A 23,724-nucleotide genomic window follows, 5' to 3' on the forward strand; every position below is an offset into this window, starting at 1 on the left:
TTGTGGGAAATTTTATATCTCTTATATAAAGTATGCGCCCTTTAAACTTGGAGGAGTATATGATGAATCAATTAAAAAATAAAGTAGCAGTTGTTACAGGGGTAAGTCGTCTAGATGGTATTGGGGCAGCGATTTGTAAAGAATTAGCTGAAGCAGGATACGATATGTTTTTTACGTATTGGACAGCTTACGATAAAGAGATGCCTTGGGGCGTCGATAAAAATGAACAAATACAATTAAAAGAAGAGCTATTGCAAAACGGTGTTAGAGTATCGAGCATGGAGTTAGATTTAACTCGGAATGATGCACCGAAAGAGCTTATAAATAAAGTTACTGAACAATTAGGGTACCCTTATATATTAATTAATAATGCAGCGTACTCTACGAATAATGATTTCTCTACGTTGACTGCTGAAGAACTAGATAAGCATTACATGGTAAATATCCGTGCGACTACATTGTTAAGTAGTCAATTTGCCCGGAGATTTGATAAGAAATCTGGTGGTAGAATTGTTAATATTACTTCGGGGCAATTTCAAGGTCCTATGGCAGGAGAACTAGCTTATGCGACAACGAAGGGAGCTATTGATGCTCTTACTAGTACATTGTCAGCAGAGGTAGCTCATTTAGGAATAACAGTGAATGCAATTAATCCAGGACCAACCGATACAGGATGGATGACTGAAGAGATAACACAAGGGTTAAAGCCGATGTTTCCTTTTGGCAGAATTGGTGAGCCAAAGGATGCAGCTAGACTCATTAAATTTTTAGTAAGTGAAGAAGCTGAGTGGATTACTGGGCAAGTTATTCATTCAGAAGGTGGATTTAAAAGATAAAAAAAGAAGGCATCTCACCCTGGTGAGATGCCTTCTTTTTTTAATCTTTCTTCAATCTTCGTGCAACACCATTCCCTAAAGACTGTAATCCTTGAACGAGGATAATTAAAATAAAGACTGTTGCATACATTACTTCAGGTTCATAGCGTAAATGTCCGAAGCGGTATGCCAAGTCCCCTAGCCCTCCAGCACCTACGAGTCCAGCCATTGCTGTTGCGCCAATTAAGCCAATTGTTGCAATTGTTAATCCAAGTACAAGGGAGGGACGAGCTTCTTTCACCATGACGTGCCAAATGATTTTAATAGTAGAGATACCCATTGCTTGATAGGCCTCAATAACACCGCGATCTACTTCTAGTAAGGCTGTCTCCATTAAACGTGCGATATAAGGAGCTGTGAAGACGACAAGCGGTACGATCACACCTTGCACGCCAATGGATGTTCCCATTAGAAACTTTGTAAAAGGTAAGATGAAGAATAATAGAATGATAAATGGAAGAGAGCGAATTATATTAATAATTGTATTAAGAATAGGATAAATGATTTTATTTTCGTGCTGTCCACCAGGTCTTGTTAAAACAAGTGTTACACTAAGTGGTAGTGCAATAAGGATCGAGATGAGTAATGAAATAGATGTCATTTGAAAGGTTTGGATTGTGGCTTCCCATATGACTTTACTCCATTCATCCAAAAAGGACTTGTTTTCCATAGTCTGTTTTCCCTCCCTCTACGATGATACCTTTCTCTTGTAAGAATGCTAAAGCACGGTTTACTTCATTTTTTTCACCTTGCATATGAACGACAAGTTTCCCATATGCCTCATGTTTTAACTGTGTAATATTACCAGATAAAATATTTGGATATACTTGGAAACGTTTTGTGGCGACAGCTAGTGCTGGTTCTCCTGAAGAACTTCCTATAAAAGAAAGTGTTACAATTTCTCCAGTACTTTGTAGTTCTTTCTGTACCTCTTCTGGAATTTTCGCTGCAAATGCGCTATTTACAAATTTCTTCGTTGTTACATGTTGTGGGTTTGTGAAAATATCTTTCACAGTCCCGCTTTCGACTACAGATCCATGTTCCATAACGGCAACGCGGTCGCATATACGTTGGATGACATTCATTTCATGTGTAATGAGTAAAATCGTAATTCCAATTTCTTCGTTAATCTTTAATAACAAATCAAGAATAGAATCAGTTGTTTCTGGATCTAAAGCGCTCGTTGCTTCGTCACTTAATAACACTTCAGGCTCATGTGATAGTGCACGTGCAATTGCAACGCGCTGTTTTTGACCGCCAGAAAGTTCGCTTGGATAAGCATCTTTACGGTTAAAAAGATCCACGATGCGTAAATATTTTTCTACTCTTTTTTCAATTTCCGCTTTTGGAATGCCAGCAAGCCGTAACGGTAATGCAATATTTTCATAGACGGTAACAGTTTTAAGTAAATTGAATCCTTGAAAGATCATTCCGATTTTTTGTCTCGCTTTTGCTAGTTCTTTTGTTGATAATGTTGTTAGGTCTTGTTCGTTTACAATGATATTTCCTGTCGTTGGTTTTTCTAATAGATTTACACATCGAATCAATGTGCTTTTACCAGCGCCACTATACCCAATGATTCCAAATACATCGCCTTTTTCTACTTTAAGGGAAGTAGACTTAAGAGCCTCAACATTCCCTTTTTTTGTTGTAAATACTTTGGATATGTTTTTTAATTCAATCATTATCGTCAGCTCCTACCAAGATGGTAAAACTGAACCATCAAATTTTTTCTCGATAAACTCTTTTACTTCTTTAGATTGATAAGCTTTCTTTAATTTGTTTACAACGGCATCATCTTTATTTTCAGTACGAACAACGACCCAGTTCACATATGGTGAATCTTTTCCTTCGCGGAAAATAGAATCTTTCGCTGGACTTAATTTTGCACCTAATGCAAAGTTTGTGTTAATTGCAGCTGCTTTCACTTCACTTAGTTGCGTTGGTAATTGAGAAGCTTCTAATTCAACAATCTTTAAATTTTTCGGGTTTTCAATTACATCTTTCGCAGTCGCTTTTTCTGTAGCCTTCGGATCAACTTTTAAAACCCCTGCTTTTTCAAATAATTTTAAAGCTCGCAGTTCATTCGTTGGGTCATTTGGTACAGCAATTGCATCGCCCTCTTTTAAGTCTTTTACATCTTTTATGTTTTTAGAATATATGCCCATAGGGAATGTTACTGTTGAAAATACTTCAGCTAATTTCATATTGCGTTCAGCTTTAAATACATCTAAATACGATTTTGTTTGGTAGCTATTTACATCAAGGCTTTTTTCATCTAAAGATACGTTCGGCGCTACATAATCATTAAATACTTTTATATCAATTTCGAGACCATCTTTTGCTGCAACTTCTTTTACCTTTTCAAAAATTTGTTCATGTGGTCCACCTGTTACACCGACAGTAATCTTTTTCTCGTCTAATGCTTTTACCTCTTTATCTGAACTCACGCTACAGGCGCCTAATAATAATACTGCTCCGCTTACAATGCTTAATAATACCTTTTTCATCTATAAATCCCCCTTCATATACGTTCCAAAATAAAAAGCACCTCCCAAAAATAAGAGAGGTGCCGAATAGACGAAATAGATTCCTCTCTTATCTTCCAAAACGAAAACTCGTTTTGCAGGAATTAGCACCTTAGCTTATATGTTATAAGCTCGGTTGCCGGGCATCATCGGGCCAGTCCCTCCGCCACTCTTGATAAGAGTATGTGTATGTAGTTTTGAATATGGTACTAATAGTAAATCGTACAAAAAGAATTGTCAATGATATTTTCAGAATATATTTTATTTTAAGGTAATCGAAACATTTCCTTTCTTATGGCCCATTTCTACATACGTATGGGCTTCTACAACTTCTTCTAATCGGTAAGTTCTATCAATAACAGGCTTTAGCTTTTCTGTTTCAGCTAGTTGTTTTAGTAGGTTCATATCTTCTTTACTGACTTTTGCCATCATTCCGTTCACAGATACATATTTTCCATTAGGCATTAATGCATCTGTACAAAGAGACTTATTATATTTTCCAACTGCATCAAATATAATATCATAGTGCTCGCCCCGCTTAGTAAAATCTTCTTTCATATAATCAATTACGTTGTCTGCCCCTAAGGCTGTAACTAAATCGAAATTCGAACTACTACAAATAGCTGTGACAGTCGCCCCGAAGTATTTAGCAAGTTGTACGGCAGCTGTCCCTACTGAACCAGAGGCGCCGTATATAAGTACTCGTTGCCCTTTTTTTATCTGTCCTTTTCTAAGGAAGTGCAATGCTGAAGTTCCGCCAAAAGGAATAACGGCAGCTTCTTCATATGTCACATTGGTAGGTTTTAATGCTATTAATCCACTTTCATGCACGCATGTGTATTCGGCATAACCACCAAGGTTTAGTTCTGTTAATGCAAAAACTGGATCTCCTTTTTTAAATTGTGTTACATCTGTTCCAATGTCTTCGATTTCACCGGATAACTCTACGCCAAGTATAGGTTTCCTCGGTTTTCTGAAACCTAATATGATCCGCATAGGAATCCAAAATAAGAGGGGGCTATTAAAGCCACGTATTCTACAATCTCCAGTCGATACACTTGTTGCGTGAATTTTAACTAATACTTCATTTTTTTTAGGTTTAGGCTTTTCTACATTTTGAATCTGGAGAACATTAGGTGGTCCATACTTTGTGCAAATAATTGCTTTCATAATGACCTCCTGAAATGAGTTGTTATTATTTACATCATATTTAAACTTTTTCTCAAACATGTTGCTATATAGGAAAAAAATTAAAGAAGAATATTACGAATTATATAGATTTCATAGGAAAAGAGATGATATTATTTTTGGGAAGGAGGGGACGTTATGAAAAAACTTATTTTAATTTCAAGTTTAGTACTTGCAGTTGGTCTAGGAGTAGGGTGTAGTAATGAGGAAACAAAAAAGACTGATGAACCGAAAAAAGAAGCTGTGCAGAAAGAAAAGGAATTAACAGCGAAGGATGTTTTCAATAAAGCGAATGAAGCTTTTAAAAACGAAGAAAATGTAACGATGACATATGATGTGGGAATAAAGGCTGAAGGAACAGAGATGAATGTAATGAAGGCTAAAATGCAACTAGAGCCGAAGAAAAAAAACTCTCGTTCTGAAATGAATGTTTCTGGTACAGAGGTTATTGTTTATGATGTGGGTGGAAAAATTGCTGGTCAGGTGAAAAATCCTAATTCAGGTGAAGTTATGTCTGTACCAGAGGAACAATTAAATGCTAACGGAATGAATGCGACTCAAGGAATGGTAGATAATTTAGAGATTCCATCGGAAATTTTAAATAAAGTTAAGATGGAGAAAAGTGGAGATAATTATAAGCTGAAGTTTGCATTAAAAGGGAAAGAGACAGAGAGTATGCTAGCTAGTATGGATGAAAAGCAGAAACAAATGCTACAAGGCCAAAATGCAAAGATAGAAGAAATAGATGGGGAATATATTATTACAAAAGATTTTAAATATGAATCAGCAAAGATAGATATGGTTATGAGTAGCAATGGTGAAGATAAAGCGCACATTATTACGGATGCAAAGTTTACATCGTATGATAAATTTGATCCAATACAATTGCCAGCAGCAAAGTAATCACTGTCAAGAGAGGTACCTGAAAGAACGGGTATCTCTTTTTGTTGCTAATAAGGAGAGTGTCCTTTGAAAAAAAGAAAGATAGCAGTGGTCATTGCGGCATATACGGTTTTGCTTGCAACGTCTGTACATACGTATAAAAAACAAATTGATCATCCTATTATGAGTGATGTAGGTAAATTGCTTCCGACAAAAATAAAACGAGTTGAAAGTGCTACGGAAGAGCACTCGTTAATAAAATTAGTGCGAGATGCAAAAGTTTCAGGAGAGAAAATTTCCATTGCAGGTATGCAACATAGCCAAGGAGGACAGACATATTATCCGAATGGTACGATGCTCGATATGAAAGGATATAATAAAATATTAGAATTTGATCCAGAGAAGAAGCGGATTACAGTTCAAAGTGGTGTCACGTGGAATGATATTCAGAAGAAAATAAATCCATATGGCCTTGCGGTACAGGTCATGCAGTCTCAAAATATTTTTACTGTTGGTGGTTCATTAAGTGTAAATGTACACGGGCGTGATATTCGTCATGAGGCACTGATTGATACAATAGAGTCATTTAGATTGTTAATGGCAGATGGCACGGTACGTAATGTAAGTAGAGAAGAAAATGCAGCGTTATTTCCATATGTCATTGGTGGTTACGGTTTATTTGGAATTATTTTAGATGTGACGCTGAAGTTAACAGATGATGAATTATATGAAATGCACACGAGAATGATAGATTATAAAGAATACGCATCTTATTTCAAAGAGAAAGTGAAAAGAGATGAGAATGTTCGTATGCACTTAGCACGTATTTCTGTTGCTCCAAATTCATTTTTAAAAGAGATGTATGTGACAGATTATACTTTGGCACAAAATCAAAATATGAGAGAAGAGTACAGTGAATTAAAGGAAGAAAATATTATAGCTGCACCGAAATTTTTACTTGGGTTATCACGTTATAGTGATTGGGGAAAGAATACATTTTGGAATATACAAAGAGGTTATTTTGAACGTACAGATGGAAAGTATGAGACGCGTAATAATGTTATGAGATCAGATAGTGCTTTTATGGAATATGAAAATCCAAATAGGACCGAAGTGTTACAAGAATACTTTGTGCCTATAGATGCTTTCACGGAGTATATAGATGATTTACGTAACGTATTAAATGAAGAAGAGTTTAATTTACTCAACATTACGATTCGTTACGTGGAAAAGAATGAAAATGCAGTTTTGTCCTATGCGAAAGATGATATGTTTGCGCTGGTTCTTTTAATTAACCAGGGACGCTCAGATAGTGAGATAAAGAAAACAGAAGATGTCATTCGGAAGATGATTGATGTTACTTTAAAGCATAACGGTAGTTACTATTTGCCGTATTATTCTTATCCAACGAAAGAGCAGTTAAAGAAGGCATATCCTCGTATTGAAGAATTTCTCAAGAAAAAGAAGGAAGTAGATTCAGAAGAGAGATTTGTGAATTTATTTTATAGGGAGTATACGAAATGACATATAGAAGATTTGTAGCTTCGCAAAGTATCATCATGATGGCAGGAAGTATGGTATTTCCTTTTTATATATTATTGCTTCGAAACGTTGGAAATAGCTTCTCGCAATTTGGCTGGGCGTATGGCTTATTTGCTTTAACATCAGCACTTGTATATCCACTAGTGGGAAAGGTATCTGATCAAGTAGGTGATAAAAAATTATTAATAATATACGCTTGGTCCATGGCAATCTTAATGCTTTGTTTTCCGATTGCCACGGAAGTATGGCATGTGTATCTTCTTCAAATTGTAATGGGAGTTTTAGGTGCTGTGCAGCGTAATACTGAGAAGACTTCGTTAGCACGAAAGGTTGCGCAGGAAAAGGCTGGTTATGAGATTGGAAAATACCATGTGTGGACATCCATTGGCGGAGCAGAAGCGGTTATTGCCACGGGATATTTAGTAGATTTCTTTACGATTGGTACAATTTTTTATATTGCATCTATTCTATATGTAGTAAGCGGGATTGTATTAAGTAGTAAAAAAATATAACTATTCCTATTTTCACCTTAATACCCTTTATTTGTTATACTAAAAGGGAATACAAAAGAAAAGGGGACAGTGCCTTTGATGAAATTTGTAGTTTTAGCTATTCTTACTTTGTTTTTGATTCCATGGACAAGAAGTAGTAGTAAGCTTCGAGCAGTGGATAAGAAGGGAGATAAGAAGGTTGTAAAGGGTAAGAAATCATCTATTTTAGTTATTCCTGTTTTATTTTGGATAGGTATTGCAATCTATGAATACTTTTGGCTAATTGATGATCGAGTAGATTCGATTCTTACTCATTATTCTGTTGCAGTAGCACTTTTAATTGGGCTTGTTTTATTTTCACAAGATCAAATAGGTAAATTAGAAGGTACGTTAAAAGGACTTCTAATGTTTATTTTACTCGCAAGTTACGGTTACTTTGGTTATTTGCACGATATAGTAATCTCGCAAAAGAAATATGATTCTGTTGTTAAGGTAGAGAAAGATATTTCAGAGCCATTTACTGAAAATGACCAGCCGTTTACAGTGCCGCCAAAGACAGCGGAGAATAAGATGAAAAAAGTATTTGGTGATATTCCGAAAGTAGCTTATTTTGAGCTAGGAGAATTAACGCCACAAATGGTAAACGGCGAAGCTTTATATGTAGCGCCGATTGAAGTTTCAGGATTTTTTAAAGCGCGTAAAGCTGAGACAATTCCAGGGTATGTAACGATGTCAGGTACAAATCCTGATGCGGAAGCGAAACTGCACCTCGGTTATAAAATGAAATATGTGCCAAGCATGTTTTTTGGTAATAATTTAGAGCGTGTGGTAAGGCAAGCAGAACCAGATTTAATCTTTAAAGGAAAACCTAAATTTGAGGTTGATGATAAAGGGAAACCATATTATACAATGACGTATGGTGAATTTATTTCAGGAAGATCTGGATTTGAGGTAGAGGGTGTTGTCGTAGTAGACGCACAAACAGGTGAAGTGAAAAGGTATGATAAAGGAAAGGCACCTAAATTTGTTGATGGTGTATTAAATCATGAGACTGCATCTACGTTAAATACGTACTTTGGTAAATATATTCACGGATTTTGGAATACGAAATTCTCGCAAACTGATATGAAGATTCCGACTGAGTGGGGAACGAAAGAAGGCGTGACCCCGATCTTTGGTAAAGATGGAACACTATATTATTTTACAGACTTTACTTCTCCAAAAGAAGGAGTAGATTCAGCCCTAGGCTATTCATTAGTAGATGCACGCACAGGCAAGCTATATTACTATAATGGAAAAGAAGTGAAGGGGATTATGGATGGTTCAGCAGCTACAGAAGTAGTGGATAATTCCTTTAAGAGAGAGAAATGGCATGGGACAATGCCTGTCATTTATAACGTATACGGTAAACCAGCTTGGATTATTCCGGTTGTTGATGATGGAGGCCTAGTACGTGCACATACAGTTGTATATGCTGCTAATGCAAAAATATTTGCGACAGGTTCTTCGCAGAAAGAAGCGCTTGAGAATTATAAAAACGTAATGAGTGGTAATGGTGATACCTTTAGACCAACCTCAACAGGAAAAGAAGCGCAAAAAGAAGGTATTGTACAACGTGTATATAAAGAGAAATCAGGTGAAAATACAATCGTGTACGTACTTTTAGAGAATGAACAAAAGGTATTTATGATACCGGTGAAGAAATTCCCGTATGCTATGTTTACAGAAGTAGGAGACCCAATTCAAATTACATATTTAGATACAGGAGAGACGATGGCCTCAGTATCTAAATTTACGAATAGCAATGTGAAAAAGTAAAGCGATAGAATTTCTATCGCTTTTTTTACATTATGAAAGAGGAAAATGCGCTGTACTTGACGTATGTTTATGATGTAACTATAATTGTTACGATTCAGTGTGTATAGGAAAGGGTGAATTGAAAAAGTGAATGAAGTTAATCACGAAATATATAAACCTGTAAAGGCAAACAGGTTATGGATGATTCTTGTATTAGGAACACTTACGGCGATTGGGCCATTATCTATTGATATGTATTTGCCTTCATTACCGAAGTTAACGGATGACTTGCAAACAGGTGCATCCCTAGCGCAGCTTACATTAACAGCTTGTCTGCTTGGGCTGTCAGTAGGACAATTATTTGTTGGCTCAATTAGTGATATTTACGGAAGACGCAAACCACTTATTATTGCTCTTATTATTTATGTTGCTTCTTCTTTACTTTGTGCTGTTGCGCCATCTATTTGGACATTAGTGTTATTGCGCTTCCTACAAGGAGCTTCAGGATCAGCCGGGATTGTTATATCACGTGCGATGGTACGTGATATGTACTCAGGTTCTGAAATGACGAAGTTTTTCTCACTGCTTATGTTAGTAAACGGAGCAGCACCTATTTTGGCACCGATTATTGGGGGGCAATTATTACAGTTTACAACGTGGCGCGGTGTTTTCATCGTTCTTGGAGCAATTAGCGTATTCATGTTAATCTCAGCTACTTTTGTATTGCGTGAAACATTACCTCCTGAAGAAAGGGAAACGGGTGGTTTGTCAGGGACTTTGGCGACGTACGGAAAATTGTTAAAGGACCGTCTGTTTATGGGATATGCATTGTCACAAGGATTAGTAACAGCGGCAATGTTTGCATACATTTCGGGCTCACCATTTGTGTTGCAGAACATATACGGAGCATCACCACAGCAATTTAGTTTATTCTTTGCGATTAACGGCATCGGTATTATTATTGCTAGTCAGGTAACGGGTCGTTTAGCGGGGAAAGTGAATGAGAAGACATTATTTGTTGCTGGTATTATTATCGCAGCTGTTGGTGGCCTATCTTTACTACTGACAATCGTACTAGGAATAGGTTTAATCGGTGTTTTATGTTCGTTATTCCTTGTTGTATCAAGTGTCGGGGTTGTATCAACAACTGGGTTCTCATTAGCGATGAGAAATCAGAAGCAAGCTGCAGGAACAGCGTCAGCTTTATTAGGCTTATTACAGTTCATTTCAGGAGCGCTTGTCGCTCCGCTAGTAGGTATTGGTGGGAGTAATACAGCGTTACCGATGGGTGTTGTTATTGCGCTTTGTGAAGTAGGGGCAGTATTATGTTATCTATTTATGGCCAGAAGAAGTGAGAAGCAGTTTGAACTGCAACAAAGACAAAATTTAGAGGCTTAACAAAAAAGAACTGATTCAAAGGGAATGTTTGAATCAGTTCTTTTTTTCATTTCTTTGAAATACCTCATACATATTATTCATGATCGTATCATATAAAACAGCAAGTTTATCCCACACCCAGCGATTACTATCGACTTCTTTTTCCCCACAGTCGATAATATCGGTATGGTCAGTAATTTTATACGCTTTTTTAACGATAATAGGAGCAATCTTCGGTATACGTGGGATTTCCTTTAAGGTATCTGCAAAGTTTCCAATGTAGACATGACCGATGATTTCGATTGTTAATGATTTATCCGATATATTTAGCACGGTATGAAATTGATTTGTATGTTGTTGTTTTAAATATTGAGCTAACTTAAATGGAGCATGCTTCTTCTTTAATACGCGGCGAAGGCTCTCTGTATTTTCGATATGAAGTGATTTTTCGCGAATAAGGACACGAATATCTTCTCCCATAAAAGGCATTGTGTTGTACATAGATGATTCTCCTTAAAACCTTACATATGTTTGCGTTATGCATATGTAAGTCTAGCATGGTTTGTTCTTTATGTGTGCTTACAGTTTTGTAAGGTGATGTAGTAAAGCATTGCAAAAGTTATTTGTATAAAGTGACGATACTGTGACAAACATGTTGGTATATATATTACGATGTCGTCTTAAGTGTAAAAAGTAGGGCGTTCTCGGTATAATAACAAGTGGAGATAAAAGAAACTATAATGAGTAATAGCTGTAGATAAAAGGAGAAGAAGAGATGAAGAAGGTTTTGGGTATTGCTGTAATGGGAAGTATGATCCTTCTAGCAGGATGTAATGGAAATAAAGATACGAAAGAACCGAAAGAAAAGGTAGAGCAATCTACTGAACAAACAGAAGAGATGAAAGAATACCTTGCAGTACATGAAAAATACGATATAAAAATGAATAAAGAAATTAATAAAGCACTGCAGTTATTTGAAGTGGCAAAAGAAAAGGGCGGTAAGGAAATAACGAATGCAACATATAAAGAAGACGTGCAAAAGGTAACAACGAGCATGTTAGAAGATATTGATCATATACGTAAAGAAATTCGTGTTCCGAAGTCGAAAGAGCAAGAACATGAGGTATATGTTGGTTTCTTGAATGAATCAGAACAAGCGATGAAAAAATTACAGAAGTTAGCTAAAGAAGAAGATTCATCGTTGATTCGTGATATAGAAATTAACTTTGCAACAGCATCGACATACTATAAACGTTTTCAAGCAGAAACGAAAAAATAACCTTGCCTGTGCAAGGTTATTTTTTCTTCTTGCCATCTCTGTCTTCATCCTCAGATACTAATATTTTCTGTTCTTCGTGAAATTCGGAAATAGTTTGCCCGGTAATATTATCGAAAGGAGTATAAAAAGAAGTAATACGTTTCTTTTTAATAAAGAGTTTATAGGAGCCGATGATGACAAGTATAACGATTGTTAAGGGTAATCCTATAGTAGCAAGAAGTAAGGGGTCCATCTTATAACTCCTTTAACATCATTTCTTTTTATGATAAGCCGAAAACTGTAATTTCGATAAACGAATTAAAAACTGATTTTTCTAAATTTATCCAATTCGATTGACTTTTCAATTTTTCAGAATTATAATTCGAAATATACAATTTGAACCAAATAATAATATAGCAATTTACTTATCCAGAGAGGTAGAGGGACTGGCCCTATGACACCTCAGCAGCGGGTTCTGTAATAGGAACACCGTGCTAATTCCAGCAAGCAAGTCTTGAAAGATAAGTGATGGGCCTTTTTTTGTTAAGCCTTGATCTTATTTTTTAAGATCAAGGCTTTTTGTATTCTAAAAAGAGAAAAGGGAGTAATGGAAAAAGTACATTCATAAAACAAAGTAAATTCATGTGTTTAGGGGGTTATTGAAGTGTATGTAATTAAAAAATTATCGGTTATGGTGTTCACACTATGGGTTATTACGACAGTGACATTTCTAATTATGCATATTATTCCGGGAGATCCATTTTCATCAGATGCAAAAATCTTTCCTGAAGAAGTGATCCAAAACATGAGAGCGAAGTATCACCTTGATGAACCGTTATGGAATCAATATGTTGCTTATTTAGACGGTGTAGTTCATTTTGATTTTGGTGAATCGGTTCAATCAACCGGGCAAGGTGTATCAGAAATTATAACAACTGGCTTTGGTCCATCAGCAATTATTGGTCTACAAGCACTTGTTATTTCATTGTTAGTAGGAATTGCGGCAGGGACATTTGCTGCTCTATATCATGGGAGAGTAATTGACTATAGTGTGAGTTTGCTCGCAATTTTAGGTATTTCTATTCCAAGTTTTATTTTAGCACCACTATTTATACAAGTATTCGCTATCCAATTTGAGTTTTTACCAGTAGCCTCTTGGGGAACATTCGAACATACGGTATTGCCATCCTTTGCATTAGCGTTAGGGCCAATCGCAGTTATTACAAGGTTTGTTCGTTCTAATATGATCGAAGTACTGCAGAGTGATTATATTAAGCTAGCAAGAGCAAAAGGTATACCAATTAAGAAGATTATTATAAGACACGCTCTTCGAAATGCGATTGTTCCAGTACTTACATTTGTTGGACCGTTAATGGCTGGACTCTTAACAGGGACTTTCGTTATTGAAAAAATCTTTTCAATTCCTGGCCTAGGAAAATATTTTGTAGATAGTATTTTTAACCGAGACTATCCGGTGATTATGGGAACAACGATTTTCTATAGTGCATTATTAATTGCTTGTATTTTCATTACAGATATTATTCATCGCATTGTTGATCCGCGTATTCGTTCTATTACATAAGGAGGGGGGATATTTAAATGGGAGCTTATGAGATTAATGAACAGTTATTAACGAAAGAAGAGAAAAAAGAATTAACGATAAATAAAAATCAGCAAACAATTAGCAGAAAGAAAGAAGTGTTTCGTAAGTTTATATCGAATCCAATCGCAGTTTTAGGAACAGTGACGTTATTGCTAATTATTGTTTTCTCGCTTATTGGCGAAAGTTTAACTTCATTTACTGCGAGTGAACAAGTAAAAGAGGCAACAAATTTACCGCCGAGTAGTGAACATTGGTTTGGAACAGATGATCTAGGGAGAGATATTTGGGCACGTACTTGGGCTGGTGGGAAGATTTCACTAACAGTTGGATTAGTAGCAGCTGCCCTCGATATAGGGCTTGGTGTACTGATTGGTGGATTTAGTGGATATGTGAGAGGGCGTAATCGCCTTGGAACGTTAATTGATGAGTGGATTATAAGAGGAATTGAAGTATTATACGGCATCCCATATTTATTAATTGTTATTTTACTATTAATTGTTATGAAACCAGGTCTTTTCACCATTATTATCGCTCTTGCATTAACGGGATGGATTGGAATGGCTCGTCTCATTCGAGCACAAGTATTGTCTTTAAAACAAAGAGAGTTTGTTATTGCAGCAGAGCGATTAGGTACATCACATATGAAAATTATATATGGGCATTTAATTCCGAATTTAACAGGGATTATTATCGTAAATTTATCATTTACAATTCCAGCAGCTATTTTTTCAGAATCATTTTTAAGCTTTATAGGACTTGGAGTACAATCACCAGCGGCAAGTTGGGGGACGATGACGAATGATGCACTCGGGACATTATTGAGCGGAGAATGGTGGCAGCTATTTTTCCCGGCAATCATGATTGCACTCATTATGTTCGCATTTAATGCAATTGGTGATGGTTTGCAAGATGCGATTGATCCAAAAATCGTCAAACGGAATCGAAAGGAGAAAAAACATGGCACAGCTCTTATCTTTAGAAAACGTAACATTGACCGTTGAAAAAGAGAATAGTAAGCAAGCAATTGTGAAGCATGTTTCCTTTTCTATTAATGAAGGTGAAATCGTTGCACTTGTAGGAGAAAGTGGTTCAGGAAAAAGTGTTACAGCACAATCTATTGTCGGATTAAATCAAGAATCTATTCATATCGATGATGGAAATATAGCTTTCCAAGCAAATGAATTAACGAATTTACAAGAGTCAGAATGGAATCAAATTCGCGGAAAAGATATTTCCTTTATATTTCAAGATCCGCTTTCATCTTTAAACCCAACGATGAAGGTAGGCAAACAAATTACAGAAGTAGTTTTGCAACATGGGAAAAAATCGAAAAGAGAAGCAAAGGAAATTGCGATTAACTTGTTAACGGGTTTAGGGATACATGAAGCAGAGAAACGCTTTGAACAGTACCCACATCAATTAAGCGGAGGTATGAGGCAGCGTATTTGTTTAGCAATTGCGTTTGCTTGTCACCCAAAGCTTGTAATTGCAGACGAGCCGACAACAGCGTTAGATGTAACGATTCAGAAACAAATTATGGGGCTATTAAAAGAAAGAAAAGAAAAACAAAATACGAGTATTTTATTAATTACACATGATTTGGCACTTGTACGTGAAGTAGCTGATCGAGTAGTTGTTATGTACGGGGGACGTGTTGTTGAAAAAGGAACGATACAGGAGGTAATAGGTTCTCCTAAACATCCATATACGAAAAGTTTATTACAAGCAATTCCGAATATGGATGATTCCGAAAAGGTATTACGTGCTATAGAAGGAACGACACCTTCCATTGAAACATTAAGTAGCTTTGGTTGTCCTTTTGTAAATCGTTGTCCAGTAGCGATAAAAGAATGTATTCATCGTTTTCCAGAGAGAACCACATATTCTAAGGAGCATAGTTCACATTGTTGGCAACATGTTCTAGAGCATAATAAAGCGAAATCAAAAGAGAAGGTGAATGCCTCATGACGACAGATTTAATTACTATAAAGCAAGTAACGAAAACGTATGGAAGTAAAAGTAAAGAAATCACAGCGTTAAAAGACATATCACTTTCTATTCCGAAAGGAACAACACTTGGCATTATTGGTGAAAGTGGTTCAGGAAAAACAACACTTGGAAAGCTCGTAGCAGGGATTGAGAGTCCAACGTCTGGTGAAATTGATTATAACGGTCAAGTCGTTCACAAGCTGAAATCAGCTCATAGGCGAGATTTTTTACAGAAAGTACAGTTCATTTTTCAAGATTCCACAGCAGCATTAAATCCGCGCTGGAAAGTACGCGATAGCGTAACGGAGGGTTATATTTCATTCGGTTTAGGTGATAAAGGATTAAAGGATAAAGTAGCAGGTGATGCGCTAGAACGTGTGGGATTAGATAGACGATATATCGATCGCTATCCGCACGAATTTAGCGGAGGACAACGTCAACGAATTGCTATTGCAAGAGCGTTATTGTGTGAGCCAGAAGTATTGATTCTTGATGAACCAATTTCAGCATTAGATGTTTCATTGCAAATTCAAATTGTACATCTGCTGCAAAAGATTCAAAAGGAACAAGGCTATACATATTTATTTATCGCACATGATTTGCCGATGGTTCACTATTTATGTGAAAAAGTGGCTGTCTTATATAAAGGAGAACTTGTTGAATTTGGAAATACGGACGAAGTGTTCTGTAATCCACAACATTCTTATACAAAAACACTATTGGCATCAACACCAAAAATTTCAGGTTAAAGGAGAATGTAGGATGAAGAAGTTTTTACTGTTTGTCATTATGACTGTTTTAGCAATTACTTCTGTCGCTTGCGGTAAGAAAGAGACGCAAAAGGCGAGTGCTGGTAAGGGAGAAGGCGATCGATTAGTAACGAATATTGGTAGCGATCCATATACACTTGATTCCGCTATTGCGACAGATAGCACGTCAGGTTATGTAATTGGACATTTATTCTCAAGCTTATATACGCAAGATAGTGATGGGAAATATCAAAATGAATTAGCAGAGAAAGAAGAAGTAAATGCTGATGGAACTGAGTATACAATTCATTTAAAGAAAGATATTAAATGGTCAGATGGTTCTGCTATTACAGCAAATGATTTTGAATTTGCATGGAAGCGATTATTGAATCCGAAAACGGGTTCTATGAATGCAACAGAAATGTATTTTATTAAAGGGGCAGAGGCATACAATACTGGAAAAGGTGAAGAAGGACAAGTTGGTATTCAAGTCGTTGATCTTCAAACATTAAAGGTAACTCTTGAACATCCAGTTGCTTCTATTAAACAGAAATTAGCAAGCTCATTATTTATTCCATTAGCTAAAAAGTCGATTGATGATAATAATAAATTAAAAACAGATCCAAAAGAGTTAATTACGAACGGGCCATTCACATTAAAAGAATGGAAGCATAATCAGGCTATTACAGTACAAAAAAATAAAGAATACTATGATAAAAAGGTAACATTAAAAGAAATTGAGTTTCGTATTATTCCAGATTCTAAAACAGCGTACCAATTATATAAATCAAAAGAATTAGATTTACTAAGCGGTTTACCGCAAGAAATGATTGAAAAAGAAAAAGGAAATAAAGAATATAAACGTGTTGCAGGATTTTCATCTTATATTTATTCGTTTAACGTAGAAAAAGAGCCATTCACAAATGCGAAAGTACGTAAAGCATTCTCATTAGCAGTTGATCGTAAGTTTATTGTTGAAAAACTGTATAAAAACAATGCACAAGAAGCAAATGCATTCGTTCCAGAAGGAGCAAAAACACAAAGTGGGCGTGATTTCCGTAAAGAAAAAGGTGGTTACGTTAAATTTGATCCAGCAGAAGCGAAAAAATTATTAGAAGAAGGCATGAAAGAACAAGGCTGGTCTACATTACCTGAAGTAACATTAAAATTCACTACAGATACACAACATAAAAAAGTAGCAGAAGCAATGCAAGAAATGTTTAAGAAAAATCTTGGTGTAGATATTAAATTAGAAAATAAAGAGTGGAAGAGTTACATCGACACATATAAGCAAAGTGATTTCCAATTGGCTTATATGGGATGGGGCGGTTCTTTATTAGATCCAATTACTAAATTAGATTTATATGCAGGTGATGGTCCAAACAATTATGCAAAATGGCATAATAAAGAATTTGATGCTTTAGTGAAGGAAGCAGAAGTTGAACAAAATGAAGATAAGCGTTTTGACTTATTGCATAAAGCGGAAGATATTATGTTTACAGATTCACCATTAATTCCAATTATATTCCCGTCGGATTCCTATTTACAAAAACAAACGGTATCTGGACTTCAATATTATGTTGGATCTAAACCAGATTTAAGATATGCAAAAATAAAGAAGTAGGCAATCGCCTACTTCTTTATTTTATTTCTCTTTTATATTCTTTTTTCGTTCCATCAGAGAAGACAACTTCTAAATCGAATTTTTGGTAGTCTTTATCAAGTTTGAACACGTTCACTACTTGATCGATTACTTCTTGGTCAGGAGTATCTTTATCAAATTTTAATTCTTGTAGAAGTGGGCTTAATTTTGTAATAGCCTCGTCACCTGTAAACTTTGCATTTGTTTTATGGTCTTCAAGCTTTGCTTCCATTTTCTTATCAGCGGCTACATTCTTATAATCAGCTTCGTAGTCTTTCTTCGTATCTTGATAGTCTGCATCTAAACTAAATTCATTAAAGTTTAGTTTTAAATCTGCAGGAGCCTCATTTTTTGCTTCTTCAGTCGTCTTTTTATTAGAAGTTGTGTCTTCTTTTGCAGGGGCTTTACATCCTGTTAATGCAGGTACTAGCATAAGAGCTAATAAAACTGATAGTAGAATTCTCATTATAAATTCCTCCTTATGTAAATTCGTTCTATACAAGTTTTTCCCAAAAACATGTAATTATGTATGTGTTGAAAATAAATTATTATCCTGCAGTCACAAGGGCTCATCCGCAATTTAAATCAAAAATGATTTGTATGTATATGGTAAATTGAAGTTGTGAGGAGGTACTGAAATGCTTTCTAAAACGTATCAAACGATCGGTGAATTATTTCAAGCAACATATGCAGCAAATGGCTATTATACAATAATATTCGGAGGAGTTAGTTTAGAGAGAAATATTATTTCATTATTAGTTATTGTATTGGTTACACAATTAGTAGCAGTGACGACTTTAGCTATAAAAGGAATGGTAAAGGGGAGAGGAAGCTCTGTAGTTAAAGTTGTATAAAAGTAAAAGGTATCCTTCGTAGGATACCTTTTTACTTTTGTTATTTTGCAACTTCTGTCCACTTATAGTTAAATTCACCGCCGAAGTCAGTCGTTACAAGTCCTTTAATGAAAGAGCGTTGTAAGTAAGAACGACCTTGTTGGTATAAAGGAGCGACAGCGCCGTCTTGTAATAGAATTTTTTCAGCTTGCTTCATTGCTTCAAAGCGTGCTTTTTCATCGCCAGCTAAATCTGTTTTCACTTTATGAATGAGCTCATCGTACTCTTTGTTAGAGTACTTATCGAAGTTATAAGCACTATCTGTTGTAAATAAATCTAAGAATGTAATTGGATCAGCGAAGTCAGGGCCCCAGCCGTCAATACCAATTTCATAGTCACCACTTAATAGTAGTTTCAACTGTTGTTTACGTGGTTGCGGTTTTAAATTCACTGTTAATCCGTCTAAGTTCTTTTCTAACTCACCTTTTAAATATTCACCAGTCTTTTTAGCTAAAGCATTGTCACTTGTTAATAGTTCGATTGTTACTTTGTCAGTACCAAGTTCTTGTTTTGCTTTTTTCCAGTTTTCTTTCGCTGTTTTCACATCATCCTTGACTAGATTTCCATTTTCTTTACGGAAGTCATTGCCTTCTGGACTCTTTGCAAATTTCGCAGGAACCATTCCTTCAGCTGGAACAGCACCGTTATTTAAAATTGTTTCTACGTATGCTTTTTTATTCATTGCGCCGTTAATAGCAAGGCGTGCATGTTGATTTTTTAATGTTTCATTTTTCTGATTTAGTCGTAAGAATTGAATGCCGACTTCAGCGCGTTCCTTGAAGTTTGGATCGCTCTTATATTTATCAACAAACTCTGCAGTTAAAGCAACACGATCAATTTGTCCTGAATCATATAAATTCACTTCTGTAGACTTATCTTTAACGACATTGAAGTTGATTTCTTCTAATTTTACCGTTTTAGCATCCCAATAGTTAGGGTTTTTCTTCAATTGGAAACTTTGTTCATGTTTCCAGTTATCTAATGTGAAAGCACCGTTGTAAATTAAATGATTTGTTTCTAAACCGTATTTATCGCCCTGAGACTTTAAGTACTCTTCATTAATTGGCAAGAATGTTGAGAATGTCGTTAAGCTTAAGAAGTAAGGAACAGGACGGTCTAGTTGTACTTCTAACGTTTTGTCATCAACAGCTTTGACCCCTAGTTGATCAATTGGTAATTGTTTTTGGTTTATTTGTTTCGCATTCTGTACATCGAAGAATAAGAATGCGTATTCAGCTGCTGTATCAGGATTTACGGCACGTTGCCAAGCAAAGACGAAGTCCTTTGCTGTAACAGGAGTACCGTTTGACCATTTTGAATCACGCAGATGGAATGTATATTTTGTTTTATCGGGACTAATGTCAACCGACTCAGCAACACCAGGAATCGGTTTATTATCTTCTCCCATTGCATATAAACCTTCAAAAACATTGCGCATTACATTCATGGATTCCCCATCCGTTGCTTTTGCAACATCCATTGTTGGAATTTCTGAAGCGAATGATAAGTTAATTGCTTGTTTATCAGGTACTTTATCGTTTGCTTTCGCTCCGCCTGCATTATCTTTATTTCCCCCGCAAGCAGTTAGTAATAGACTTGCCCCTAAAACAGATGCAACAACAGGTACAACTTTTTTCTTCATTGTTCGTTCCTCCCTAAATGTGTTGTTCGTAACGTCATAATGTCCATGTCTTGAAGTAGCTATAGAAGGAGATAAAACCTATTATAAATATTTGTTTATAGGTAATCAGGTGTTCTATATGTATATACATGTTGAGCTATAATCTATCGTTATATGTTTCAACGTAGTAGACATTATATTTTGATGGTGAAATATTTTGTTTCTTTGATTATTTAGAATATTAACACTGGAAAGAACTATATGTCAATAATAAAAATAGAATGTTAATTTCTTAGAATAATATATTAAAAAAGTAGATTCTCTTGTGTGAGAGAACCTGCTTTTAATATATTTTGCTAAAAAAACAATTGGTGTGGGCTAATAATAAGTGGGGATGAAGAACCCTCACTTATTACGGTTTTACTTTATTTTTCAATTTTTGCCCACTTGAAATTTAATTGACCCGCAAAGTCTACTTGCACAATTCCTTTCACATAAGAACGTTCTAAATAAGATTCGCCTTTTTGGTAAAGAGGAGCGATAACAGAGTCTTTAAATAATATTTTCTCGGATGCTAGTAATGCTTCCCAGCGAGCTTTTTCATCACCAGCTAAAGTTGTTTTCACTTTTGCTATTGTTTCATCGAATTCCTTATTAGAGTAATGATCTAAGTTATAAGGGTTATTCGTTGTAAATAGCTCAAGGAATGTAATTGGATCCGCAAAGTCAGGGCTCCAGCCGTCAATTCCGATTTCGTAGTCACCTTTTAATAAAAGCGAAACTTGTTGCTTACGCGGTTGCGGTTTTATATTTACTGTTAATCCATCTAAATTCTTTTCTAGTTGCCCTTTTAAGAATTCACCAGTTTTCTTATCAAGGTCAGCATCACTCGTTAATAATTCTAATGTTATCTTTTCAGAACCAAGCTCTTGTTTAGCTTTTTTCCATAACTTTTGTGCAGATTTTGTATCAACTTTTGTTAAATCGCCGTTTGCAGTACGGAAGTCTTTTCCTTCAGGTCCTTTTGCAAAGTTTTTTGGAACGAGACCAAATGTTGGTGTAGATCCATCATTTAATAACGTATTTACAAAGGATTTTCTATCAATTGTTTGATCAATTGCTTGGCGTGCAGAAACGTTTTGAAGCACTTTGTTTTGTTGATTCATACGTAAAAATTGTAAGCCTACGTTTGGACGTTCTTTAAAGTTAGCATCCTTTTTATATTTATCGACAAAGTCAGATGTTAGTTTTATACGATCTAATTGTTTTGACTCGAATAAATTTACTTCTGTTGATTTTTCTTTTACGACGTTAAAATTGATTTCTTCTAGTTTGACAGTATCTTTATCCCAATAGGTAGGGTTTTTCTTGAATTTAAAGCTTTGTTCGTGCTTCCAATCGCTTAGTGTAAAAGCTCCATTGTACAAGATTGTATGATCTTCTAAAGCGTACTTATCACCTTGTGCTTTAAAGAATTCCTCGTTAATTGGTAGAAATGTTGGGAACGCTGTTAAGCTAATAAAATACGGAACAGGACGCTCCAATTCTACCTCAAACGTATGGTCATCAACTGCTTTTACACCAAGTTGGTCGGCTGGAAGTTCTTTGTTGTTAATTTTTGTTGCATTTTTAATATCAAAGAATAGAAATGCATATTCAGAGGCTGTTGCTGGATCTACGGCTCTCTGCCAAGCGAACACAAAATCTTTCGCTGTAACAGGAGTGCCGTTTGACCATTTTGAATCTCGCAGGTGGAATGTGTATTTTGTTTTATCGCCACTTACTTCATGAGATTTTGCAACGCCAGGGAAAGGTTTGTTACCTTCACCAAGATTATACAAACCTTCAAATACGTTTCTCATTACTTGACCAGAATCAGTATCTGTAGCACGGGCTGTATCCATTGTTCGTATTTCAGTAGGTGAAGATAAATTTAAAACCTGTTTGCTAGGTGCCTCGTCTTTTGCATTTGCTCCGCTTGCTTCGTTTTTATAACTACCGCAACCAGTTAATAAAATACTTACTCCTACAACTGATGCAATACCGGGTACAAACTTCTTTTTCATTTGATTTTCCTCCTAAATAATTAAGTTTGGATGATGATGAGGGAAATGAAAAATAAAAAATCCCTCTTTTCATATTGAGAAAGAGGGATTTTTACGTACAAGTTATGCACCCGTATATAAACGAAGTCCCTCATTCTATCTTTCAAGCATAAAGCTTGCAGGAAGTGGCACAGTATTCAAAATGAACCTGCTGCCGAGGTTTCAAAGGGCCAGTCCCTCCACCTCTCTTGATACAATGAGTAAACGAATAAATTTTATTAATTTTTGCGTTTCTTTGATAATTCAAAATCTTACACCTTGAACAATGAAGTGTCAACCAAATGGAATATAGTTTAAATTTTCAGTTATCTAAAATGAAAAAACCACTGCATATGGCAGTGGTTTTTCGCTTAGAAGTTAAAGTTATCTGGATCTGGACCAACGCGACGATCTTCATTTAAAGCTTGAATTGCTTTCATATCATCAGCACTTAATTCAAAGTCGAAGATGTTTGCATTTTCAATAATGCGATGTTCTTTAATTGATTTAGGGATTGTTACAACTTCGTTTTGTAAATCCCAGCGTAAAATAATTTGCGCAGTTGATTTATTATATTTTGTCGCAATTTCTTGTAACGTTGGATTATCTAGTAGTTGTCCTTGCATTAATGGTGACCAAGCTTCAAGCTGGATATTATGTTCTTTACAGAAAGCGTGTAACTCTTCTTGTGCTAAACGTGGGTGGTATTCCACTTGGTTGACCATTGGCTTAATTTCAGCAATTTCAAATACGTCTTGTAAGTGGTGAATGTGGAAATTACTCACACCGATAGCGCGAACACGGCCATCTTTATAAAGCTTTTCTAATGCTTTCCATGATTCGGTATATTTCCCTTTTACAGGCCAATGTACTAAATATAAATCTAAATATTCTAGACCTAATTTCTCTAATGTAGTTTCAAATGCTTGAAGTGTTGTTTCATATCCTTGATCGCTATTCCATACTTTTGAGGTAATAAATAATTCTTCACGTGAAACACCGGATTCACGAATCGCTTGTCCAACGCCTTCTTCATTTTGATAGATTGCTGCAGTATCGATGCTGCGGTAGCCATTTTTAATTGCTGCTTTTACAGAATCAATTACTTCTGAACCATCTTCTACTTTAAAAACACCTAAACCAAACCAAGGCATTTTTACACCGTTATGTAATGTTGTATAGTCCTTTAAACTTGTTAAAGTCAT

The 23,724-nt window shown here is 35.7% G+C and carries 23 protein-coding genes and 3 riboswitches; of the genes, 13 read left to right on the forward strand and 10 right to left on the reverse strand.

Translation table 11 applies throughout. From position 1 onward, the window contains the following. Positions 1-59: 59 nt before the first annotated feature. The gene (locus NZ044_RS00995) at positions 60-836 is read left to right on the forward strand and encodes an SDR family oxidoreductase (protein ID WP_002162955.1); all 777 of its coding nucleotides are present in this window, start codon (positions 60-62) and stop codon (positions 834-836) included. Positions 837-876: 40 nt separating this feature from the next. Here NZ044_RS00995 and NZ044_RS01000 read toward each other — a convergent pair whose 3' ends face one another. From NZ044_RS01000 to NZ044_RS01015, 4 genes are all read right to left on the reverse strand, one after another. Continuing rightward, the gene (locus NZ044_RS01000; RefSeq protein ID WP_000428878.1) at positions 877-1,545 is read right to left on the reverse strand and encodes a methionine ABC transporter permease; all 669 of its coding nucleotides are present in this window, start codon (positions 1,543-1,545) and stop codon (positions 877-879) included. Further along, positions 1,520-2,560 carry a methionine ABC transporter ATP-binding protein gene (locus NZ044_RS01005; RefSeq protein ID WP_000571305.1) on the reverse strand — a complete coding sequence of 347 codons (1,041 nt, stop codon included), beginning with the start codon at positions 2,558-2,560 and terminating at the stop codon, positions 1,520-1,522. The genes NZ044_RS01000 and NZ044_RS01005 overlap by 26 nt, the downstream gene beginning before the upstream one ends. Before the next feature lie 12 nt (positions 2,561-2,572). Continuing rightward, positions 2,573-3,385: a MetQ/NlpA family ABC transporter substrate-binding protein gene (locus NZ044_RS01010; RefSeq protein WP_000756989.1), complete on the reverse strand. Its 813-nt coding sequence runs from the start codon at positions 3,383-3,385 to the stop codon at positions 2,573-2,575. Between the two features lie 85 nt (positions 3,386-3,470). Next, a riboswitch (SAM riboswitch) is annotated at positions 3,471-3,585 on the reverse strand. Positions 3,586-3,664: 79 nt separating this feature from the next. Next, positions 3,665-4,573: an NAD(P)-dependent alcohol dehydrogenase gene (locus tag NZ044_RS01015; protein ID WP_000643850.1), complete on the reverse strand. Its 909-nt coding sequence runs from the start codon at positions 4,571-4,573 to the stop codon at positions 3,665-3,667. A 156-nt stretch (positions 4,574-4,729) separates the two neighbouring features. On the opposite strand from NZ044_RS01015, the gene NZ044_RS01020 reads away from it, so the two are divergent. The 5 genes from NZ044_RS01020 to NZ044_RS01040 all read left to right on the forward strand — a co-directional run bounded on the left by NZ044_RS01020 (position 4,730) and on the right by NZ044_RS01040 (position 10,701). After that, complete coding sequence (locus NZ044_RS01020) at positions 4,730-5,494, forward strand: DUF6612 family protein (RefSeq protein WP_000733608.1); 765 nt, start codon at positions 4,730-4,732, stop codon at positions 5,492-5,494. A gap of 66 nt (positions 5,495-5,560) precedes the next feature. Beyond that, positions 5,561-6,997: an FAD-binding oxidoreductase gene (locus NZ044_RS01025; protein ID WP_017762700.1), complete on the forward strand. Its 1,437-nt coding sequence runs from the start codon at positions 5,561-5,563 to the stop codon at positions 6,995-6,997. Beyond that, the gene (locus NZ044_RS01030) at positions 6,994-7,527 is read left to right on the forward strand and encodes an MFS transporter (RefSeq protein WP_098505555.1); all 534 of its coding nucleotides are present in this window, start codon (positions 6,994-6,996) and stop codon (positions 7,525-7,527) included. The genes NZ044_RS01025 and NZ044_RS01030 overlap by 4 nt, the downstream gene beginning before the upstream one ends. A 78-nt stretch (positions 7,528-7,605) precedes the next feature. Continuing rightward, positions 7,606-9,324, forward strand: coding sequence for a DUF3981 domain-containing protein (locus tag NZ044_RS01035; protein WP_098505554.1), 1,719 nt, complete (start codon positions 7,606-7,608; stop codon positions 9,322-9,324). Between the two features lie 117 nt (positions 9,325-9,441). Beyond that, positions 9,442-10,701, forward strand: coding sequence for a multidrug effflux MFS transporter (locus NZ044_RS01040; RefSeq protein WP_223266695.1), 1,260 nt, complete (start codon positions 9,442-9,444; stop codon positions 10,699-10,701). 33 nt (positions 10,702-10,734) lie between these two features. On the opposite strand, the gene NZ044_RS01045 is transcribed toward NZ044_RS01040, so the two are convergent. Then, entirely contained in the window at positions 10,735-11,181 is a 447-nt protein-coding gene (locus NZ044_RS01045) for a hypothetical protein (RefSeq protein WP_000282869.1), read from the reverse strand. 274 nt (positions 11,182-11,455) lie between these two features. Between NZ044_RS01045 and NZ044_RS01050 the strand changes: the two genes are divergently transcribed. Beyond that, positions 11,456-11,959, forward strand: coding sequence for a hypothetical protein (locus NZ044_RS01050; RefSeq protein ID WP_000756523.1), 504 nt, complete (start codon positions 11,456-11,458; stop codon positions 11,957-11,959). A gap of 16 nt (positions 11,960-11,975) precedes the next feature. On the opposite strand, the gene NZ044_RS01055 is transcribed toward NZ044_RS01050, so the two are convergent. Next, a complete protein-coding gene (locus NZ044_RS01055) occupies positions 11,976-12,191 on the reverse strand; it encodes a DUF3951 domain-containing protein (protein ID WP_000371396.1) in 216 nt (71 codons plus the stop codon). A 169-nt stretch (positions 12,192-12,360) separates the two neighbouring features. Further along, positions 12,361-12,466, forward strand: a riboswitch (SAM riboswitch). A 136-nt stretch (positions 12,467-12,602) separates the two neighbouring features. Between NZ044_RS01055 and NZ044_RS01060 the strand changes: the two genes are divergently transcribed. From NZ044_RS01060 to NZ044_RS01080, 5 genes are read left to right on the forward strand one after another with little or no spacing between them, the layout of a single operon-like run. Continuing rightward, positions 12,603-13,520, forward strand: a complete 918-nt coding sequence (locus NZ044_RS01060; protein ID WP_000289326.1) for an ABC transporter permease — start codon at positions 12,603-12,605, stop codon at positions 13,518-13,520. A 17-nt stretch (positions 13,521-13,537) separates the two neighbouring features. Then, positions 13,538-14,542: an ABC transporter permease gene (locus tag NZ044_RS01065; RefSeq protein WP_000501537.1), complete on the forward strand. Its 1,005-nt coding sequence runs from the start codon at positions 13,538-13,540 to the stop codon at positions 14,540-14,542. Next, on the forward strand, positions 14,499-15,509 hold the full coding sequence (locus NZ044_RS01070) for an ABC transporter ATP-binding protein (RefSeq protein ID WP_000057893.1): 1,011 nt from the start codon (positions 14,499-14,501) through the stop codon (positions 15,507-15,509). The genes NZ044_RS01065 and NZ044_RS01070 overlap by 44 nt, the downstream gene beginning before the upstream one ends. Then, positions 15,506-16,279 (forward strand): ABC transporter ATP-binding protein, encoded by a 774-nt coding sequence (locus tag NZ044_RS01075; RefSeq protein ID WP_000205650.1) that lies wholly within the window; start codon positions 15,506-15,508, stop codon positions 16,277-16,279. The genes NZ044_RS01070 and NZ044_RS01075 overlap by 4 nt, the downstream gene beginning before the upstream one ends. A gap of 13 nt (positions 16,280-16,292) precedes the next feature. Beyond that, positions 16,293-17,903 (forward strand): peptide ABC transporter substrate-binding protein, encoded by a 1,611-nt coding sequence (locus tag NZ044_RS01080; protein WP_000714109.1) that lies wholly within the window; start codon positions 16,293-16,295, stop codon positions 17,901-17,903. A 16-nt stretch (positions 17,904-17,919) separates the two neighbouring features. Here NZ044_RS01080 and NZ044_RS01085 read toward each other — a convergent pair whose 3' ends face one another. Beyond that, positions 17,920-18,387 (reverse strand): YusW family protein, encoded by a 468-nt coding sequence (locus tag NZ044_RS01085; RefSeq protein WP_001221557.1) that lies wholly within the window; start codon positions 18,385-18,387, stop codon positions 17,920-17,922. 172 nt (positions 18,388-18,559) lie between these two features. Here NZ044_RS01085 and NZ044_RS01090 point away from each other — a divergent pair, with 172 nt between their 5' ends. Further along, entirely contained in the window at positions 18,560-18,775 is a 216-nt protein-coding gene (locus tag NZ044_RS01090) for a hypothetical protein (protein WP_000949587.1), read from the forward strand. A gap of 40 nt (positions 18,776-18,815) precedes the next feature. Here the strand turns inward: NZ044_RS01090 and NZ044_RS01095 are convergent, their stop codons facing one another. The 3 genes from NZ044_RS01095 to NZ044_RS01105 all read right to left on the reverse strand — a co-directional run bounded on the left by NZ044_RS01095 (position 18,816) and on the right by NZ044_RS01105 (position 23,724). Continuing rightward, positions 18,816-20,456: a peptide ABC transporter substrate-binding protein gene (locus NZ044_RS01095; RefSeq protein ID WP_000731066.1), complete on the reverse strand. Its 1,641-nt coding sequence runs from the start codon at positions 20,454-20,456 to the stop codon at positions 18,816-18,818. A 404-nt stretch (positions 20,457-20,860) separates the two neighbouring features. Beyond that, on the reverse strand, positions 20,861-22,501 hold the full coding sequence (locus tag NZ044_RS01100) for a peptide ABC transporter substrate-binding protein (RefSeq protein ID WP_000726445.1): 1,641 nt from the start codon (positions 22,499-22,501) through the stop codon (positions 20,861-20,863). Between the two features lie 132 nt (positions 22,502-22,633). Then, positions 22,634-22,738, reverse strand: a riboswitch (SAM riboswitch). A gap of 152 nt (positions 22,739-22,890) precedes the next feature. Continuing rightward, on the reverse strand, positions 22,891-23,724 hold the full coding sequence (locus NZ044_RS01105) for an aldo/keto reductase (protein WP_000176912.1): 834 nt from the start codon (positions 23,722-23,724) through the stop codon (positions 22,891-22,893).

Source organism: Bacillus sp. FSL K6-1338 (assembly GCF_038006965.1).
Taxonomy (GTDB): domain Bacteria; phylum Bacillota; class Bacilli; order Bacillales; family Bacillaceae_G; genus Bacillus_A; species Bacillus_A thuringiensis_S.